Origin of the sequence: Edaphobacter sp., from assembly GCF_028283685.1 — a bacterium.
Classification (GTDB): domain Bacteria; phylum Acidobacteriota; class Terriglobia; order Terriglobales; family Acidobacteriaceae; genus Edaphobacter.
Genome location: NZ_JAPWKF010000008.1, coordinates 18,809 through 38,042, shown reverse-complemented (window position 1 = coordinate 38,042; position 19,234 = coordinate 18,809). Strand labels below are relative to the sequence as shown.

Below are 19,234 nucleotides of genomic sequence, written 5' to 3'. Positions count from 1 at the left end.
GCTAGTCCGCTGCGACCGCCCGTTCAATCTCCTGCGGAGCTACCGAAATGATCCCCTTGCGGTGCATGAACTTGAGGATGCCGTTGACGGTGTCCTCAAGTGTTGGATCCGCCTGTCCCCATGCAGAAGCATCGCGAGCGGCCTGGTAGGTCGAGTTGTCGTAGCGTTTGAACTCCATCGCCGTGATGTTGTCCACCGATCCCACAAGGAAGTCCAGCAATGGGAAGAGCAGGTCTTCCTTGCGACAGCGACGGATCAACTCCGGGACAAAATCATCGACAGAGAAGATTTCGAACTCACGTCCTGTGGACTTCGTAATCAAATTGGTGATGTCCATCATGTTGGCGTAGTCGTCGCGCACGATGTGGAAGGTCTGGTTGGCGGTGCCGGCCGTGGTCGAGACCGCCACAATGTTGTTGGCAACGATGTCCGCAGGCACAAAGCTTACCTGGTTCAGAGCGTCGACTCCGATGCCATGGTTCACCATGAAGGCGACGAGACGCACGGCGATGTCGAAGTTGTTGCCTCCGCCGTCCACCGACGGACTGACCAGCGCCGGACGGAAGATTCGGGTCGACAACCCCTTGCTGCGGGCATCTGCAACCACCTGCTCCGCAACCCACTTGGTCTGGCTGTAGCCGAAGTCCAACAGGTCGAGGTTCTCGTTGAAGTCCGTCTCCCACAAGACATCTTTTACCGCCCAGCCGAAGACAAAGGTTGTCGAGACGTAGTTGAACTCCTTCTCCCGGCCCTCGAAGGCGAGTCGAAGCACCTCGTTGGTACCCATGACGTTTGCATCGCGCATGCGGTCGTAGTTGAACAGGTAGTTCACCGTTGCGCCGTTATGGAAGATGGAATCGCACTCGTCCCTCAGGAACTCCCAGGCTTCCGGAGCCAGGCCAAGGTTGGCATGGCCGAGGTCGCCGCACATGGGTGTCACACGTGCTTCGAACATCTCCATCAGCTGGTCGTCCGGGGATCCCATCGAATCCATCGCCGAACGAAGCCGCTGCTTACCCTGCTCCTCATCCGACGCTCGCACCAGGACGTATATGTCCGCCGAGGTCTGCTCCAGGAGGCTCTTGATCAGGAACGGCCCGATAAAGCCGGTGCCTCCCGTAAGAAAGACGTGCCGCGGGGTGGGCACTTCAGGCGTAGGAGCCGGCACCGGAGGATCGAAGACCATCGTGCGATCCTCCGTCATCATTTGGCGCTCCGAGTCTCGCTGTTCCTGACGAAACACCTGCAGTGCCTGACGCAGGTGCTCCAGCGCCTCCTCCGGTGCGCTCTCCAGCTGTTCGGCAAGCTGGAACAGCTCCGCCACGCTGACACGCTGAATAACGCCGATGTCGACCTGGCGCGCGAGCACATCGGCGCCACGGTGCTTCAACAGCTCCTTGATCTCATGCATGAAAATCACAAGATCGAGAGAGTCCAGCCCCGCCTCGATGAGGTTGTAAGACTCATTGCCTGTAAGGTTGTAACGCAACTTGAGTTCGTCAAAGGGCGTTTGCTTTTCCGGGTCTGAACACGATGCTCCGGCATCCTTCTCGCGCGAAAACTCATTCAACACGCTGAACTGGCCAGCAACCCACATCTGCTTGGCTTTGTGCCGCATGATTTTGCCGGAACTGGTGCGCGGAATGGCGCGAGGCGCGATGAACGAGATCAACGCCACCTCTACATTAAGGTAGTTGCGCACAGCCTGCGCAATCTTGCGTGCGTCCGGCAGTTGATTCGGATTCTTGACTTCGGCCACAATGGCCAGCGCGGGTTCGCTCTCTTCGTGAATCTGAAACGCCGCGACGCAGTGCGCACGGATGAGCGGCGAAGCACGCTCCACCACGCCTTCGATGTCCTGCGGGTAGTAGTTCTGCCCCCGCAGAATGATCATGTCCTTAATGCGCCCGCACACGAACAGCTCACCGTCATGGAAGAAGCCCATATCTCCCGTGCGGAGGAAGCCGTCATCGTATGGCGTATCGTCCACAAGGCGTGCACGGAACTGTTTCAGCGTCAGCTCGGAATTGTTCCAGTAGCCGACGCATTTGCCCACTCCGGCGATCCAAATTTCGCCGATACCACCGTCCTGGAGAACGTTATGGAGTTCCGGGTCGACGATCCTAACGTCGATTCCCGGCAGAGGGCGACCGCAGCTGACCACCTTCGTGGAGGAGCCGATCTCCGAAACTTCCGTGGCCAGGCGCGCCCGGCCCATGGCAAGCGCGCTCTTGTTCACCGAAAGGATGTTGCGTCCGCCCAGCGATACAGCCAGCGTGTTCTCCGCCAGCCCGTAGGCGGCATAGAACGCCTCCGACTTCAGCCCGTAGGACTGAAACGCTTCGAGAAAACGTGTGTATGTCTCCGCCTTCACCGGCTCTGCCGCCACCATCAGCACGCGCAGCGAACTCAGGTCGCACAACTCAAGGCTTTCCTTCGAGATACGTCCCGCGCGCAGGCAGTATTCGTATGCGAAGTTGGGTGCGGCGGTCGCGGTGGCTCTGTACGTGCTCATTGCGTCGAACCACAGCGCGGGCCTCTGAATGAAATCTGTCGGTGAGAAGCCGTAGGTGGTTCCCCCGCGCAGCGCCGGGTAGAGATACGTTCCGATCAGTCCCATGTCGTGGTACTGCGGAAGCCACGAAACCACGACAGGCGAAGTATGGTCGATGACCAGCGGTGCCGTGCGCAGGATGTTCTCATGCGTCACGATCACGCCCTTGGGCTCCATCGTGGAGCCCGAAGTGTATTGCAGGAAAAGGATCTTCCCCCCGGCCGGAAAGCTTACCTGTGAAACCTGTTCGGTGAACTCCTCGGTAACGACCCACGGCAATCCTGCAATGTAGTCCACATCCACGCCCGAGGCGGCCACGCCACTCCGGGTGAGGTTTGTCTTCAGAGATGCGTGATAGTCGCTGCTGGTAAGGATGCCGGCGGCCTGGCAGTCCCGCGCAATGTGCACCATCTTGTAGAGGGCACTCTGGAAACCGCGTGAGCTGGGCGGATAGACCGGTACGGGGATCATGCCCGCGCGCGCGCAGCCGAAGAAGGTACAGATCATCTCCATTCCGGGCGGATACGCCAGCAGCAGGCGGTCTCCCTCGGCGAACCGGCCGTCCTTCAGCAGGTGCCCTGCGATCGCCTTCGTCCGCGCCTGAAAAGAGGCATACGTGTAGCTCTCGAGCGTGTTTCCATTCAAATCGAGGTAGGTGTAAAGGAGCTTGTGCGGATGAACCTCAGCAAGCCGGTCCAACTCATGAATAATCGACGCCATAGTGAATCAGTAAAGCCCCTTTTGAACGGTGGTAAAACACGTGAGCCTTGCCCCTATCGACTCTTGCGGCCTTGCTTCTCGGTGCCGCTCCATAAAATCGATATGTGCACCCTGGACGCGGCAATGATCTGAAATGGTGGGTCGGAGGTGCGAGGTGCATTCCGTACCTTGAGATGGCAAGAGGCGGAACGCCACACGGAAGAACAGACAACCTAACCTGATCTGGGATCTCTCGGTGCAGATCAAGCTGTCTCCACTCTCTTAATGTGTGTTGCGACCATGCTAACATAGCGACGGTCGGACTTTAACCTTCCGAAAATTATTGTGAGCTGACAGCCCTGGCATCCCCCAACGACATCGCGGTCTCCCTGCCGTACACAGAGGACGATCTCGTCCCGCACGAAACCGCTCCCGAGCCTGCCGGAACTCTCGGTAACCCATCGTTTCCAAAGGTGTTGCGCCGCCGCCTCGATCAATATTTCACAGCTCAGAACCTGTCTCCAAAGGCGGATCGGACCATGTGGACAAAGATTGCCGTCGGGCTGGGTGTGCTTGCCGCCAGCTGGGCCGCCATCTACGCGCTGCACCCCGCTTCGGGGTTGTTTCTCGCCCTGTACGTGCTCGGCGGCCTCGCTCAGACCTTCCTTCTCCTGAATATTGCTCACGACAGCAATCACAATGCCATTTCGTCGGATGCCTCCGTCAACAAGACACTCAATTACGTCTTTGACGTGTGCGGGATCAGTTCGTATATGTGGCGCATTTTGCATCATCGCGGCCATCATTCCTGTGTCAATGTGCATGGCGAGGACGATGCCCTGACGGGACGCGGCCTGCTCCGGTTTACGCCACATGAGCCACTTCGCCCCATGCAGCGCTTTCAACACCTTTACGCCCTGCTTTTATACGCCGTTTTTTCTCTGGATTATGTCTTCGTCAGGGACTTCGAGTGCTTCTTCCGTCCGATGCACGATTACCTGAGACGCACCCGGCATCCCGCTCGCGAATATGTCATCCTCTTTGCCGGCAAACTGTTCTATCTCACCTACATGCTGGTCCTTCCGGTGGTGCTGCTCCACAAGCCCATCCTGCTCGTCGTGGGGGCCTTCGTCCTCGTGCATCTGATCGTCGGACTCAGCGTAGCGCTGGTCTTCCAGACGACACACACAGTCGACAGCACGTACTTCCCCGAAGGCCGCAACGAGTTCGAGAACGGCGTGTACCACATCTTTGCGACGACAGCGGACTACGCCACCACCAATCCGATGGTCGGCTGGCTCGCAGGCGGGCTCAACCATCACATCGTGCATCACTTGTGTCCGTTTGTATGCCACACCCATTACGCTCCGCTTACCCGGATCGTGAAGGAAACTGCTGAAGAATTTGGGGTTCCTTATCGCCAGCACCCCACAATGACACGTGCCGTATGGCACCACCTGATACTTTTGAAGCAATTGGGCAACGGCACGTGGTCGTGACCCCTCGTCTTTAACTCCAGACCCCAAGGTGCGGCTGCAATTCAGGTAGCGAATGTATCGCTCTACTCCGCTGTAGCCCGTGTCCGCGGTGAGGTATGACATTGTCGGTATCCATTCCCGCTGTTTCGCGTTGGCGCTCGTTTACGGATTCATCCGCTATGGCGCAGAATCCAGTGCCGGTCCTTTCCACCTATCTCAAGCTCTACGGAGACACGTTCCGCTTCTATCTCGGCGGCCTCAAAGAGGCCATCGTAACGACGGACCCCGCCGTTATTCAGCATGTGCTGAAGACCAACGCCGAGAACTATCGGAAGTCTGAGATCCAGGTAAGGCGGATGGGACACTTCCTTGGCAAAGGCCTGCTGACGACACACGGCGAACCCTGGAAGACGCAGCGGCGCCTCATCCAGAAAGGCTTCGATCGCAAGCAGCTCGACGCGCTCTCCTCGATCATGCAGGACTCGCTGACCGAGTCGATTCGCGAGTTCGACCGACGCATCCAGGACGGCCCCGTCGATATCTACCCGCAGCTAATGGAGATGACCTTCGCGATGGTGGCACGCTCGCTGTTCGGCGCACGCCTGAAGCGCGAAGATATTGACCTCGTCAGCCACACCATCTGCACCGTGCAGGAGTTCATTGTGCGGCAGACGCTGCAGCCATATTTAAACCCCTGGTTTGCGGCGTCGGGCGAGCTGAAGAAGCATGAAGACATGCGCGTCCGCGCCGACAACGTGCTCCTCGAATACATCAAGGAGCGTCGCCTTCAACCGCCCGGAAGCGATCTGTTGCAGAGCCTGATGGACGCCCGCTATGCCGACGGCGAAGGCATGAGCGACGAACTGGTGCTGAGCGAAAGCATGCAGCTCCTGGTCGCAGGCCACGAGACGTCATCCAATGGCCTGTCCTGGCTGCTGTATCTTCTCAGCACGCGGCCGGACTGCCTGGAGCGCGTACGGGATGAGTTTGACTCCGTGCTCGGCGACACGCTCCTGAGCCACGGTGACGTCATGAAGTTTCCGTATACGACACAGGTCATCCAGGAGGCATTGCGTCTCTATCCTCCGTTCTGGATGATTGACCGCATGGCTGTCAATGACGATCAGATCGGTGATGTCGCCATCCCTGCCGGCTCGATGGTAATTGTGTACGTCTACGGCGCGCACCACGCCAGTCGCGCGTGGGACGACCCCGAGGAGTTTCAGCCCGAGAGATTCGTCAAGGGTAGCGAGAAACTACGCACACCATTCACCTATCTTCCCTTCGGCGGGGGACCGCGTGTCTGCATCGGCAATCAATACGCGATGCTGCAGATTTTAATGATTCTGAGCACGCTCTTACGTCGCTACGACTTCGATCTGGTTCCCGGACAGAATATCGTCGAGCGCGCGATGGTGATTCTCCGACCGAAGAATGGCATTCAGATGCGCTTCACACGAGCTGCTGTCGTCGAGCGGCAGGCAGCCGCTCCAGCCAACGCGCTCTAATCCGTCACCGTTGATCTACGGCGCCGGCCCCATATTTCTACTGCCAACTACGAGCACGCCGACAGGGCAGGGTAAGTTCGGCATAGGGCCTTCCATCGTTGCATCCAGCAGGCCACCGCCGCGGAGTGATCGCCTGATCGATTGGAGTTCTGATAAACAACATCTGGTCTGTGGCGGGGTCATCATATCGACGACATCAACCAGATGACATTTCAATACTTCATCAACGACAACCTTACGAATAGCTGATACCCGACCTCGGGTCCGTCGATGCTATCGCCTGGCGCATGCAACAGCGCGACGAAGGCAGATACCGTTCAGCTGACGGCCTCTGAAGCCCGGCCTTTGCAAAAGATAGCGTGCCGACGGTCGCCTCTTACAAGACGATGTATGCGTTCGCGAATCGACATACTAAAATTGCGTGGTTAGAATCGCATTTTGAAGGGCTGGAACGTGGAGATTGCACGAGGGACGAGTCTGGCGCACCAGGCGTATCTGATGACCCGGGAGAAGATTTTGCGCGGGGAGATCCCCATGGGAGGCGTGCTCTCGCGCCGTCATCTCGCCGCGGAGTTCTCCATGAGCTTTGTGCCGATCACCGAGGCGCTGCAACGCTTGGAGGATGAGGGCCTGTTGGAGAGCCGTCCACGCGTCGGCACGCGGGTCAAAATTCCTACGCCGAACGACGTGCGCGAGCGCTACATTATGCGCGAGGCGCTGGAGACTCAGTCTGCGCGCCTGTTTTGCGAGCGTGCCAACCCGGTCGAGCGTGAAGGTCTGCTGGAGATGGCCGAGCGGCTCGACCAGGAGTCGCAAATCGTCTCCTGCGATCCGAAGGAGCAGTACGGCTTTCAGTCTTTTCATCTGCAATTTCATATGCAGATCGCTCTTTGGGCGGGCAGCACGCTGCTGTGCGAGAACCTGGAGAAGAACCAGGTGCTGGTCTTCAACTGGCTGTTCGATATCAACGCCCATTCGCGCATGCCCGAGGGATGGCACGGCGAACTGGCAAAGGTACTGACGGGAAAAGATCCTGATGACGCGGCGTTGGCCATGGGACGGCATATCCGTTCCGGTATGGGCGAGATTCAGGAAGCCATCTCCAAACGTTTCAGCATGAATCTCCCTCCGATCGGCCGCATCTCCCAGACGCGGTCCTCAAAGGATCGCCGTACAGCCAAGACAGCCAAGCCCACGGGCAAGAAGACTTCCGCAATAACATCGCCCGCCGTAAAGACCTCGAAGAAGCGTAAGACAGCGCGATAAGGGGAGTGCGCACCCGCATGCCCCTTATCTGGTTTAGCGCGGCATAGGTTCTATAGCATGCATCAGCCAGCTGGTGTTCGGGTCGCTGGACTTGAAATCGAAACACAGATCGTGCGTTCCGTGAACAGACGCGAGTTCCGGAGCATGCAACGTAATGACTCCGTCTTTACGGACGGCGCTGCGCGCATCGATGGAGGTCAGCAACTGTCCATCGCAACGATCCACATAGACGTCGACGCGAGGATCGGGCTGTGAGCCGCCGGCCGCGATGGTGACTGGTTTCATTGAGGTCGCAAAGATATCCGGCATGCTGCCTACCTGAATGTCCATCTTCTGCACCAGGTCCATCGGAACCGCACGATCGATCCAGCAGGGCCGGTGATACGAGACACGAAAGACGGGCCGCTCAGCATTGCGCGGCGGGTCCTGCTCGATCTGCATCTGTGCGACAGTCTCGCAGGCATCTAACTCACGGGCATCGCGACGGAGGATATTTGTCAGCGTGAGAGGCATGACGGTTGGCTGTCCCACGGGGGCTCCATCCATAAATGCCTGCGCCGTCAGCGAATGTGCAAGCGGTGCATCGAACGGCGCGCCGTAGAGTGGGGACGCCGCGCTCACAGGTGATCCGTCCAGCGTGTAACGAATCTGCGCGATGTCGGACTGCGTGGAGAGATGGAACGCTGCGCTGGTTCCGTCCTGCGATAGCTTCGCGTCCGTGCGAACTTCGAAGACACTCTCTGCCGGACGCAGATGCGCCGCCTTATCGCGATCCAGCTCTACCGGAAGCCGCTTCAGGAAACTGGAATAATCTTTCTGCGAGGCGGGAGTCCATGCCAGTTCGGAGAGCGCTGCAAGGCGAGGAAACAGCATGTGCTCGACGTTCTCAGTTGGAAGGATGAACTCTGACCACATGCAGGCTTCCACGCCGAGGACGTGGCGAAACTGCTCGGGCGTCAGTGAGTCGATCGCGATATTGAAGTTGTAGATATCGCGAAGGGCGTTGACAGGCACGCGCCCTGGGGGCTCCGTCGCCGAGTCACTCTGGCGATAGTTGAAGTAAAGCGGGCGGCTCGGTGTCATCACAACATCGTGATTCTGCTTCGCCGCAGCGATGCCTCCCTCTGTCCCGCGCCAGGACATGACCGTTGCATTGGGCGAGAGCCCTCCCTGCAGAATCTCGTCCCATCCCACCATGCTTCGTCCATGCGCATTGAGAAATTTTTCAATACGCCCGACGAACCAGCTCTGCATAGCGTCTTCGTCCTTGATGCCGAGTTCGCGCATACGCGCCTGCACCTTTGGATTGGACTTCCATTGATTCTTGATCGCCTCGTCGCCACCAATGTGAATGTAGTGACTGGGAAAGAGCTGCATGACTTCAAGGAGAACGTTCTGGATGAAGTCGAAGGTGTTGTCGTCGACGTTATACAGATTGGGAAAGATGCCCCAGCCGGTGGCAGGACCGGTGGGCGGTGTCGACGTGCTGCTGAGCTCCGGGTAAGCCGCGATGGCCGCAGTGGAATGGCCCGGCATCTCGATCTCGGGCACGATGGTGATATTCCGTTGCTGCGCATAGGCAACAATGGCACGGATCTGCTGCTGACTGAAGTAGCCGCCATAGGGCTTGATCGCGGCTGTGCTCTGATAGGGCGGCATGATGGGGCCACGGAAGCCGCCGACCTGCGTGAGGCGAGGATATTTTTTAATCTCGATGCGCCAACCCTGGTCGTCAACCAGATGCCAGTGGAAGACGTTCATCTTGTGCAGCGCCATGTAGTCGAGCAGCTGATAGATGAAGGCCTCGCTCTGGATGTGGCGCGCCGAGTCGAGCATGAATCCGCGCCAGCGAAAGCGCGGCTGATCTTCGATCTCAACCGCGCCAACCTGCTTGCCTGACGACTGCGCGATCTGCCAGAAGGTGATGGCGCCATAGAGATAACCTGCCTGCGAGCTGGCGAGAATGGTGGCACCTGCCGGAGTGATGCGAAGGCTGTAGCTCTCGTCGTTCTGCGCTGACTCGGCAGAAGAGGCGCGATGCTCAAAGCGCAACGTTACAGGCGCCTTCTCCGCTAAAGCAAACGCAGGCTGTTTTGCATTGAGCGAAAGCAGATAGGCCTTCGCGGACGCTGCCGCAGGATCAGCTTTCGGAAGCACGATTCTGATTCCGTGCGAGATATCCAATGTGCCCGGCTCAGATTTCATGCTGGCAGGCTGAGGAATGATCACCGGACGCGGAGAAGCAGCTTCGGCAGGAGAAAGACAAGGGGCGCAGACAAGCGCAGCAACAACGACGGTGCGGAGAAACTTCGCTCCCGCATTTTCAGGTAACTTCATCCTTCCTCATTTCCGGTATCGGGCTGTCTAAGCCATGTGCCCTGAACCATGACATTACGAATCTGTAGTGTTGTTTCGTGCGGCTTCCAGCGGAAGAGCACAAGATCTGCGGGTGCACCAGCGACGAGGCCGGTCTTCAGGTCGAGAAGCGCAGCCGGATGCCTCGATGCCATCTCCACGGCATCGCCGAGCGTGACCCCAGCCAATCCTGGAGCCCTTGCAACGGCGTCGCGCAGCGCGATACCCGAACCCGCGAGCAATGAAGAAGAACTCATGCGAATCGATCCATCCTCCTCAACCGATACATCGCCGCCAACGCTTGCCCGATAGCGTCCCGGGCTGCCGCCTGCGAGAGCGACGGAATCGGAGATGAGGATGCTGCGACTCTTTCCTTTGCACCGGATCATGCTGGTAAGCGTAGCGGCGTCGACGTGAACGCCATCGGCGATGAACGATGCTGAAAGACTGTCTTCCGCCAGCTGACTCCAGATAGGGTTCGGATGGCGTGCAAGCTGAGAGGGCAGTCCATTTCCAAGATGCGTCGAGAGTGTGGCACCAGCATCAACCGCTGTCTTGATCTGTTCGCCGGTCGCCGACGTGTGGCCGATTGCGACGCGCACGCCCATGGCACACACCGCACGAATGAATGCAGCAACGCCCGGCCAGTGAGGCGAGAGCGTGATGAGGCGAATGAGGCCGCCGCATGCGCGCTGCCACTCGGCAAACTCATCCAGCGACGGCCGCCTGATCTGCGACGCATCGTGCGCACCGCGATATCCGTCTTCAGGAGACAGATACGGGCCCTCCAAATGAATACCGGCCACGGCATGATGCACCTGCGCATTCTCTTCCCTGGCCTGCCGAATAATCTCGATGCAATGCGCGATCTTTTGCCTGCTGCCCGTGATGATGGTCGGCAGGTAGCGCGTCGTGCCCAGCAGCGCGAGTTTGTCCGTAAGGGCGATGACATCCTGAACCGCGAGATCGTCGCGGTTCAGATCGATTCCGCCATAGCCATTAACCTGAAGGTCGATGAAGCCAGCGCTGAGCCAGTCGTCGCATGTCTCCTCAGGCAAACCATCGACGGAGGTTATGCGGTCACCGGCACACTTCACCTGCAACAGCTGACCGGTATCTGGATCGCGGCCGCGAAGAGTGATCACCGGCTTCCTGCCTGTGCGTAGCCGTCGCTGCCGGAGAGGCCGGCGGAGGACTCTGCGTCAAGATATATGGAACACCCTTTATGCGTTCGCAAGATCGAAGCCGGTGAGTCAGGAGTGATCGGACCGCGCAGCGCTCTTGTCACCGCCGGCTCTTTCAGCTTGCCGGGAACGCAGCAAAAGAGACGATCGGCGCGCAGCAGGCGAGGAATGGTCAGCGAGATGGCTCGCTCCGGTACGGCATCAAGCACAGGAAACAGGCCGTCGAAGACCTGCTGCTGACGGCTCTCCTCCTGCAGCACGACGATCTTGACGTCGAGCGGATCGTCAAACGTGGTGGAAGGATCGTTGAAGGCGATATGGCCGTTCATGCCAATGCCCATGCAGACGATATCGATGGGATGAGCTGCGAGCAGCTCCGCGTATCCAGCCGCGCAGGCTTCAGCGTCTGCCGCCGGTTCGATGAGATGAACATGGCCGAGCGGAACGCGATCGAAGAAGGCCGACTTCAGCCAGTTGCGAAAATTTTGCGGAGCCTCAGGCGGTAGGCCGATGTACTCATCCATATGGAAGGCTTCTACGCGCGCCCAGTCGATGTCCTTCTCCTCGACGAGGGCGGCCAGCATCTCACTCTGGCTGGGCGCGGCGGCGAAGATCATTCGCGCCGCGTGCTTCTGCGACAGTACCTCTCGCAGATATGCTGCAACCTGACGGGCTGCCAGCGCGCCCATTGCGGCCCGAGTCGGTTCTATGTGCACCTGCTGATCCTGGACTTCCACCATGACGAAAGACTCAACCTTTACTTAACGAAATTCCAGCCTCTTTCATCATGGCCGACGAAGAAGAATGCTGGATGCTACGAAACAGTTCCATGGACTGCGGCGTCTGCTGTGGCGCGATGAGACCGCTGATCAGGAAGACAAAGACGGAGACGAGCGTGGGTCCTCCCACGGCAAGCACAAAGCCGTTGGCGCTCTCCTGCATCTGCGGCGACAGAAAGACCTTGGTCGCAACAAAAGCGATCAACCCTGAGACATAGGAGAGCAGCGCAGCGCGCGAGCCGCAGCGGCGCAAAGCAGGCAACATACCGAACAGCATCGGCACGGCGATTGGCCCAACGAGGGCTGCATACCAGAGCAGAATCAGGCCCAGCACGCCGCCCATATGCGGCGCCAGCAGGGCGACGATCATGCTGGCCAGCAGAAAGCAGAAGGTGAAGACACGCGCAGCGAACAGCTGTCCCTGCTCCTGCGCCGCCGAAGAATGCGGGAAGAAGACAGGCACAATATCGCGGATGACGACGGCCGCAATCGCATTGGCATCAGAAGAGGTCATCGCCATGGAGTGCGCGATCAGTCCTGCCAGCACCAGGCCGATGAGACCGTGAGGCAGCAGCTCCTGCGATAGACGAGCGTAGCTCTGCGAGGGGTCGACGAGATGCGGCAATAGCACCGGAGCTACCCACATGGGGAAGAACAGCACCAGCGGCCACACGACATAGAGCGCCGCGGAGAGTCGCGAAGATCGGATTGCGGACTGCTCGTCCGGAGAGGCCAGGAAGCGCTGCGCCAGGCTCCAGGTGCCACCGTTGTACGAGAGCAGATTAATGATGGTATAGACCAGCATGAACGTCAGCGTGTACTTGCCGTGAAAGGGCATATGATGTGACGCCGGAAGCTGTTTCCACACCGTCCAGAGCGAATGGACCCCGCCGAGACGGGCCACGACAGCGACAAAGATGAGAAGGCCGGAGACAAGCTGAATCAGGAACTGGCTGAGGTCTGTCACAGCATCGGCCCACAGGCCACCAACGACAGAGTAGACAAGGGTCACGCCGCCGGTCAGCAGGACGCCCCAGAAGATCGGCACGCCCGCATAAAAATTGAGCAGAAGCGCAGAGGCCGTCCACTTTGCGCCAACGTCGAAGACTTTCAGCAGCGTTCCGCTGATCGCAAGCACCTGCTGTACGCCAACGCTGTAGCGCGCCTTCAGATACTCCAAAGGCGAGATCATTCCCGTGTAGAGACGGAGACGCACCCACTGACCAGGGAAGACGAACGAGCCAATCAGAAGTGCGATGGCAATCGAACAGGCCCACCACAGGTAGAGGCTGATGCCGTCGCTGTAAGCGATCGCTGCGTAGCCGACGAACGCCGCGGAGCTGTAGCCCGACATATGATGCGAGATGCCCGCAAGCCACCACGGCATCTTTCCACCGGCGGTAAAGAAGTCCTTTGCATCTTTGACGCGGCTCCGCACCCATAGCCCAACCGCCAGCATCAGGACGAAATAACACGAGAGCACAAGCCATGACAGCTGCGACAAGTCTCTTCCTCCATAGCCGGTAAAATCGGGTCGACTGACCACTTCATACTGATATATCACAAAGCAGAAGAAGGCAAGTCCTATAGAAGTCAGCGACCACACGAATGCCACCGCGAGATTTGCATGACGGGCTCACATGCAAAGAACGGGTTTTGCGAACGAGCACTCATAGCGTGTTGATCTGCAGCGCTGGGAGCTTGCATTAAAGTGTAGTCAGGTACAGTTGCGGCTGATGGGACGGTTTCGCGCCTGCGTTGAAGTGCCTCCGTTCATGATGATGCACCTGCTATTTCGTCAAAAGAAACGGGTATAGCCATTGAATAGACGACGCTTTATTGGACTCAGCTCATCGCTTGCTTTGGCTGGCTTGCCGGCTTCCTCTGCACATGCTGCTCCTGCCGCTGGCAGTAGCCAGCAGCCGAATTTTCTGTTCATCATCGCGGACGACCTGATGTTCCGCACCATCAACTCGATCAACAATCCTGAAGTACATACCCCGAATATGGACAGGCTTGTCCGGTCGGGCTGCCACTTTACGCATTGTTTCCATCAGGGTTCGTGGACCGGCGCGGTCTGCGTCGCCAGCAGGACCATGCTCAATACGGGCCTCACTGCATTCCACGCGAACCGCGAGGACTCGGCCAACACGGCGACGAACAAGCCAGTGTGGGGACAGACGCTGCGCGAGGCAGGCTACGACACCTACATCACAGGCAAGTGGCACCTGGATGCGGTAAGCCTGCAGCGTGCCTTCAGCGAGATGGGCCCGGTAGCTCCGGGCTTTCTGCCTTCGACGGCAGCGGAGTACAACCGCCCCGCGCCGGGCAACAACTGGAACCCAAGCGATAAGACTCTCTTCGGTCACTGGTTGAAGCAGGGCCTGTGGACGAGCCGGCGCGGCGATGACACGATCCAGCACTCGAGCGAGCTGTATGCCGATGCCGCGATCAAGTACCTGAAGGAGTCGGTGCCGCAGCAGAAGAATCCGTTCTTCATGTACGTCGGCTTCAACGCGCCGCACGATCCGCGTCAGGCTCCGCAGGAGTATCTCGACATGTATCCGGTCGAGAAGATTGCGATTCCCCCGAACTTTCTGCCCGAGCATCCCTTCGACCAGGGCGCGCATAAGACACGCGACGAGGTTCTGGCGCCGTTCCCTCGCACAGAGTACGACGTCCGCGTCCATCGCCGCGAGTACTACGCCATCATCACGCACATGGACGCGCAGATCGGGCGCATCCTGGACGCATTGGAGGCTTCGGGCAAGGCGGACAATACCTACGTCATCATGACGGCTGACCACGGACTGGCAGTCGGCGAACACGGACTGATGGGTAAGCAGAATCAGTACGAGTGCTCGATGCGTATGCCGCTGATCATCAAGGGGCCTGGGATCAAGGCAGGAAAGCAAGTCGACGAGATGGTCTACCAGCACTCCATGTATGCCACGACCTGCGACCTGGCCCACGTACCGATTCCCCAGCACGTGGAGTTTCCCTCTCTGGCGCCGATGCTGCACGAGGAAAATCCGCAGCCGATCAACGACGCCATGTTCGGCTGGTTAGATGGCCTGCAGCGCTCGATCCGAACGAAGAAACACAAGCTGATCTTCTATGCGCACCTCAACCGCTACCAGGTCTTCGATCTGGAGAAGGATCCGTGGGAGATGCATGACCTGGTCGACGAGCCTGCGTACGCTACGGTGAAGCAGGAGCTGATTCAGAAGCTGAAGGCAAAGCAGAAAGAGCTGGACGATCCGATGGATATCGATCACCCGAAGCAGGTTTCATCCGCATTGTGAGATGCGGCTTATGAGCAAAGAGAGGAAGTCCCGGCGGGACTCCTTCTCTTGCTGGAATCTTCTTTGCTCGAATTATGCCGTGATCTGGCGAAAGACACGCAGCAGGTTTCCTCCCCAGAACTTGCGGATGCGTGTTTCGCTGTAGCCGCGGCGCAGCATCGCGTCGGTAACCATCGGCAGATCGCGGACATCGCGCATGCCGCGCGCCAGCGTGGGGCCTCCGTCAAAATCAGTGCCTAGACCGACGTGATCCTCGCCGACGAGCTGGATGGCGCGGTCAACCACCTCCACCCAATCATCCACCGACATTGCGACGGAGTCGGGAACCGTGGCCCCCTTCATGGGAAAGGTCGGCCCGACGAGTGAATCCACCTGGTAGATGCTCTTACCTCGGACGCGATCCGGAATGCTGGTGGTATCGAAGAAGGTCTTGCCACGCTGCGCCGTGAGCCACTGATACTCGCGCGGATAGTGAAACTCGCTGCCGATCTGGAAGCAGAAGATGCCCCCCTTATCGACGAGCTTCTTGATCAGTTCGTCCGGCATATTGCGCGGGATGTCGTTGACGCTGCGCAGACCGTGGTGCGTTGCAACGACCGGCCGCTCGCTGACATCGAGCACCTGCGAGATAGTCTCGTCGCCGGAGTGCGAGACGTTGATGACCATACCAAGACGATTCATCTCGCGGATCAGCTCGCGGCCATGCGCCGTGAGACCATTCCACTTCGGCATGGAGCAGCAGGAATCAGCGTAGTTCTGGTCCCAGTTGTGCGCCGAGAGCTGCGCGGAACGCAGTCCGAGCGCATGCATATCGCGGAGGATGCCGAGGTCGCCGTCGAGGTCGTAGCTGCCTTCGATGTCGAGCACGGCGCCCATTTTGCCGCTGGAACGAATCCGATCCATGTCTGCGCCGTTGAGTGCAAGCTCCACCTGGCCGCGGTTCTCATGCAGCTGCCGCAGGGCATGGTCGATGCGCCTCAGCGTCTGGCGCGTCTCAAAGCGGCTGGGGTAATACTCTTCCGGCACATAGACGGAGAGGAAGAACGCATCCTCGCCGCCTTCACGCGCACGCGGAAGATCCCACTGGCCATCAGACTTGCGAACGCCCATGCTGCCGCCATCGTAAAACTCACGGTCGAGTGCGTGAACGTGTGCGTCGAAGACGAAGGCGCGCTGATGAATCGCCCGGGCGCGGGCAGAGATCTGAGGCGCCGGCTGGCCAGCCTGCGAAAGCGCCTGCTTCCAGGCAAACGCAGCATAGGCACTGGAACCGATGAACTGGCGACGGGTCAGCAACGATGGTCTCCTGACAAGGATTGAAGGACTCTATGCAAGAGTATTCCGGCAGCGGCAGCGGCGGGCAAGACATTTGGCCTATGGCAGAGCCCCACGCGGTAGGTAAGATTCCGCCATCGCATCTTTCGCACAAACGACGATCGTCTAAGGATCACCATGGCACCGAATGCACCTTCCAGGCGGCCGCGCCTTGCCGCCGTGGTCACCGCGTATAAAAAGTATCTCCATCCGCAGCATGTCGTCGATCGCCTGCTCGACGGCTATGGCTGGAACGGGACCTATCACCGGCCACAGATGGATGTGGTGTCCCTGTACGTCGATCAGCGCGATGAAGGCGACCTGACGCAGGAGCGCGCCGACCGGCATCCGGAGATGAAGATCTGCCCCAGCATTGAAGAAGCGCTGACGCTGGGCACCAGCAAACTCGCCGTCGATGGCGTGGTCGTCGTCGCCGAGCATGGCGTCTACCCGCTCAGCCCGAACGGCATCATGATGCGTCCGCACTACGAGTTCTTCGAGAAGATCACGAACGTCTACCGCTCCAGCGGCCGCGCCGTGCCGTACTTCAACGACAAGGAGTTGTCGTGGCGCTGGGACTGGTCGAAGAAGATGGTCGACGTCTCGCATGAGCTTGGCTTTCCGTTTCAGAGCGGATCGAGCCTCGCAGTGACGTGGAGGCTCCCGTCAGTCGAGTTCCCGCTGGGAGCCACCGCGAAAGAGGCGCTCTCCATCGGCTACGGCGGCATGACCAGCTACGACTTCCACGGCCTGGAGACGATCCAGTGCATGGTGGAGCGACGCAAAGGCGGTGAGACCGGCGTCGAATGGATTCAGACTTACACGAAGGATGCCTTCTGGAAGGCCTATGAAGAGGGCGTGTGGTCGAAGGAGCTGATGCGCGCAGCACTGAGCCGCAGTTCGACGCTACGCCCTGCCGATCCCACCTTTACCAATATCTTTCCCACGCTCGAGCAGATGAAAGCGCTGGTGCCGGAGCCCGTGGCCTATCACTATAAGCATCGCGACGGCCTGCGGTGCACGATGCTCCTGCTGAACGGCCTTGTACGCGACTTCACCTTCGCCGCCAATATCGACGGGCACGCAAAGCCCTTCTCCACGCAGATGTATCTGCCGATGCCCGATGGCCGCACCACGCTGGCAAGCTTCTTCAGCCCTCTGGTTTACAACGCGGAGCAGATGTTTCTCACCGGCAAACAGCAGTACCCCATCGAGCGCAACCTGATGACCAGTGGCCTGCTGATCGAAGGCGTCGAGAGCTACAGGCAGGGCAAGCGGTTGGAGACGCCGAATCTAGCCGCCGTGCAATATCAACCGATTCCCAAATCGACCTTCTGGAGGAGCTGATGATTACACGCCGTCGTTTTGTTGGTTACTCCGCGCTTGGTTCTTCCATGCTGGCCTATCCGCCGCTGATGCGCTCCGCGCTGGCGCAGGATGCGCAGAAGCCGGTGCGTCTTGCGATCATCGGCAGCACCTACACGCTGGATTCCGATCTGCAGACCATCGCGGATCGCTTCCTCGTGGGCTTTCCCTTTGAAGGCGACTGGCATCAGCCGAACGTGCAGGTGGTCTCGCTTTACGTCGATGAGTACACACGCCGCGACGCGGCAGCGCCGGGCGCATATCAGCTTGCGATGAGCGGCAAGACCAATTTGCATGCGCTTCCGGAACTCCCGTCGGAACAAAAGCATGCACCGGCACTGCCTGTGAAGGAAGACACGAAACTGCCGGGCGACCTGAGCGCGGCGCGCGCGAAGCAGTTCGGCTTCAGGCTGTGCCGCAATATTCCTGAGGCTCTGCGTTGCGGTGGCGAGAAGATCGCCGTCGATGCCGTACTCGTCATCGTGGAGCAGTGCCACGAATATCCCTACCCGGTCAACGATAAGGGCCAGGTGCTGCTGCCGCGTTACGACTTCTTTCAGCAGTGCGCTCAGGTCTTCGAGACCGAGAAACACTCCGTGCCGTACTTCAATCACAAACAGCTCTCATATGGCTTCCTCGAAGCGCAGGAGATGGTGAAGACCTCGGAGCGACTGAGGTTTCCGCTGATGTCGGGATCGTCGATGCCTGTCACCTGGCGGCTGCCCGGCGTGGATGTCCCCTTCGGCGCAAAGGTCGAAGAGGCGGTCATGGTCGGCGTCGGCGGCATGGACAACATGGACTTCGACGCGCTCGAAGCCATGCAGGCCATGCTGGAGCGGCGCAAGGGCGGCGAGACCGGCGTGAAGGCCGTGCAGCTGCTGGAAGGCGACGATGTGTGGACGGCGATGCAGGCGGGACGCTGGTCGAAGGACTTGCTGGTCTCGGCCCTCTCGCGCAGCGATACGCCTCTGGGGCTGACAGTGCTCGATGGACGCGCTCCGGAGCTGGTAAGCAGCGGCGCATTGCCCCAGCTGGTCAAAGATCCAGCCGCATACTGCATCGAGTACAACGACGGAACCAAGGCAACATTGCTGATGCTCAACGGTGCCATCCGCGACTACAACATTGCGGTCAGCATTAGCGGAGCTGAACCAGTCTCGGCGCAGTTTCTCATGCCGGTCGCACCAAACCAGGGATATTCAGCATGCCTCGCCGCGAGGATCGACGCGATGTACCAGACCCGCACAGCACAGGCGCCATTACACCGTGCGCTGCTGACAACCGGCGTTCTTGAGGCGTGCCTGAACTCACGGCATCATCTGAATCAGCGACTGGAGACTGCCCACCTCAACCTGAGCTATCAGGCAACGAAGGAGTCGCAGTTTCAACAAACCTGACCGATACCAGCAGCCTCAATAGATTGCTAC

At 59.2% G+C, this 19,234-nt stretch carries 12 protein-coding genes; 6 read left to right on the top strand and 6 right to left on the bottom strand.

What is annotated here, in order from left to right:
• Position 1: 1 nt before the first annotated feature.
• Positions 2-3,274 (bottom strand): fatty acyl-AMP ligase, encoded by a 3,273-nt coding sequence (locus PW789_RS15205; protein ID WP_299377990.1) that lies wholly within the window; start codon positions 3,272-3,274, stop codon positions 2-4.
• Between the two features lie 518 nt (positions 3,275-3,792).
• Here PW789_RS15205 and PW789_RS15200 point away from each other — a divergent pair.
• The 3 genes from PW789_RS15200 to PW789_RS15190 all read left to right on the top strand — a co-directional run bounded on the left by PW789_RS15200 (position 3,793) and on the right by PW789_RS15190 (position 7,505).
• Positions 3,793-4,752, top strand: coding sequence for a fatty acid desaturase (locus PW789_RS15200; protein ID WP_299377989.1), 960 nt, complete (start codon positions 3,793-3,795; stop codon positions 4,750-4,752).
• A 158-nt stretch (positions 4,753-4,910) separates the two neighbouring features.
• Entirely contained in the window at positions 4,911-6,239 is a 1,329-nt protein-coding gene (locus tag PW789_RS15195) for a cytochrome P450 (protein WP_299377987.1), read from the top strand.
• A gap of 453 nt (positions 6,240-6,692) precedes the next feature.
• Positions 6,693-7,505, top strand: coding sequence for a GntR family transcriptional regulator (locus PW789_RS15190; protein WP_299377985.1), 813 nt, complete (start codon positions 6,693-6,695; stop codon positions 7,503-7,505).
• 33 nt (positions 7,506-7,538) lie between these two features.
• Here PW789_RS15190 and PW789_RS15185 read toward each other — a convergent pair whose 3' ends face one another.
• From PW789_RS15185 to PW789_RS15170, 4 genes are read right to left on the bottom strand one after another with little or no spacing between them, the layout of a single operon-like run.
• The gene (locus PW789_RS15185; RefSeq protein ID WP_299377983.1) at positions 7,539-9,842 is read right to left on the bottom strand and encodes a family 20 glycosylhydrolase; all 2,304 of its coding nucleotides are present in this window, start codon (positions 9,840-9,842) and stop codon (positions 7,539-7,541) included.
• Positions 9,839-11,005 carry an amidohydrolase family protein gene (locus PW789_RS15180; protein ID WP_299377981.1) on the bottom strand — a complete coding sequence of 389 codons (1,167 nt, stop codon included), beginning with the start codon at positions 11,003-11,005 and terminating at the stop codon, positions 9,839-9,841. Before PW789_RS15180 ends, PW789_RS15185 begins: the two co-directional genes overlap by 4 nt.
• On the bottom strand, positions 11,002-11,784 hold the full coding sequence (locus tag PW789_RS15175; protein WP_299377979.1) for a 6-phosphogluconolactonase: 783 nt from the start codon (positions 11,782-11,784) through the stop codon (positions 11,002-11,004). Before PW789_RS15175 ends, PW789_RS15180 begins: the two co-directional genes overlap by 4 nt.
• Before the next feature lie 10 nt (positions 11,785-11,794).
• Complete coding sequence (locus PW789_RS15170) at positions 11,795-13,327, bottom strand: sodium:solute symporter family protein (RefSeq protein ID WP_299377977.1); 1,533 nt, start codon at positions 13,325-13,327, stop codon at positions 11,795-11,797.
• 367 nt (positions 13,328-13,694) lie between these two features.
• On the opposite strand from PW789_RS15170, the gene PW789_RS15165 reads away from it, so the two are divergent.
• Positions 13,695-15,128 carry a sulfatase-like hydrolase/transferase gene (locus PW789_RS15165; RefSeq protein ID WP_299377975.1) on the top strand — a complete coding sequence of 478 codons (1,434 nt, stop codon included), beginning with the start codon at positions 13,695-13,697 and terminating at the stop codon, positions 15,126-15,128.
• Positions 15,129-15,200: 72 nt separating this feature from the next.
• Here the strand turns inward: PW789_RS15165 and PW789_RS15160 are convergent, their stop codons facing one another.
• Positions 15,201-16,424, bottom strand: coding sequence for a dipeptidase (locus PW789_RS15160; RefSeq protein WP_299377974.1), 1,224 nt, complete (start codon positions 16,422-16,424; stop codon positions 15,201-15,203).
• A gap of 156 nt (positions 16,425-16,580) precedes the next feature.
• Here PW789_RS15160 and PW789_RS15155 point away from each other — a divergent pair, with 156 nt between their 5' ends.
• Both PW789_RS15155 and PW789_RS15150 read left to right on the top strand, forming a co-directional pair.
• Positions 16,581-17,789 (top strand): hypothetical protein, encoded by a 1,209-nt coding sequence (locus tag PW789_RS15155; RefSeq protein ID WP_299377972.1) that lies wholly within the window; start codon positions 16,581-16,583, stop codon positions 17,787-17,789.
• A complete protein-coding gene (locus PW789_RS15150) occupies positions 17,789-19,204 on the top strand; it encodes a hypothetical protein (RefSeq protein ID WP_299377970.1) in 1,416 nt (471 codons plus the stop codon). Before PW789_RS15155 ends, PW789_RS15150 begins: the two co-directional genes overlap by 1 nt.
• The last annotated feature ends 30 nt before the right edge of the window (positions 19,205-19,234 follow it).

Coding starts and splice junctions, on each gene's coding strand:
- PW789_RS15155 (WP_299377972.1), top strand. CDS start 16,581: ATGGCACCGAATGCACCTTCCAGGCGGCCGCGCCTTGCCGCCGTGGTC.
- PW789_RS15195 (WP_299377987.1), top strand. CDS start 4,911: ATGGCGCAGAATCCAGTGCCGGTCCTTTCCACCTATCTCAAGCTCTAC.
- PW789_RS15205 (WP_299377990.1), bottom strand. CDS start 3,274: ATGGCGTCGATTATTCATGAGTTGGACCGGCTTGCTGAGGTTCATCCG.
- PW789_RS15150 (WP_299377970.1), top strand. CDS start 17,789: ATGATTACACGCCGTCGTTTTGTTGGTTACTCCGCGCTTGGTTCTTCC.
- PW789_RS15185 (WP_299377983.1), bottom strand. CDS start 9,842: ATGAAGTTACCTGAAAATGCGGGAGCGAAGTTTCTCCGCACCGTCGTT.
- PW789_RS15200 (WP_299377989.1), top strand. CDS start 3,793: ATGTGGACAAAGATTGCCGTCGGGCTGGGTGTGCTTGCCGCCAGCTGG.
- PW789_RS15175 (WP_299377979.1), bottom strand. CDS start 11,784: ATGGTGGAAGTCCAGGATCAGCAGGTGCACATAGAACCGACTCGGGCC.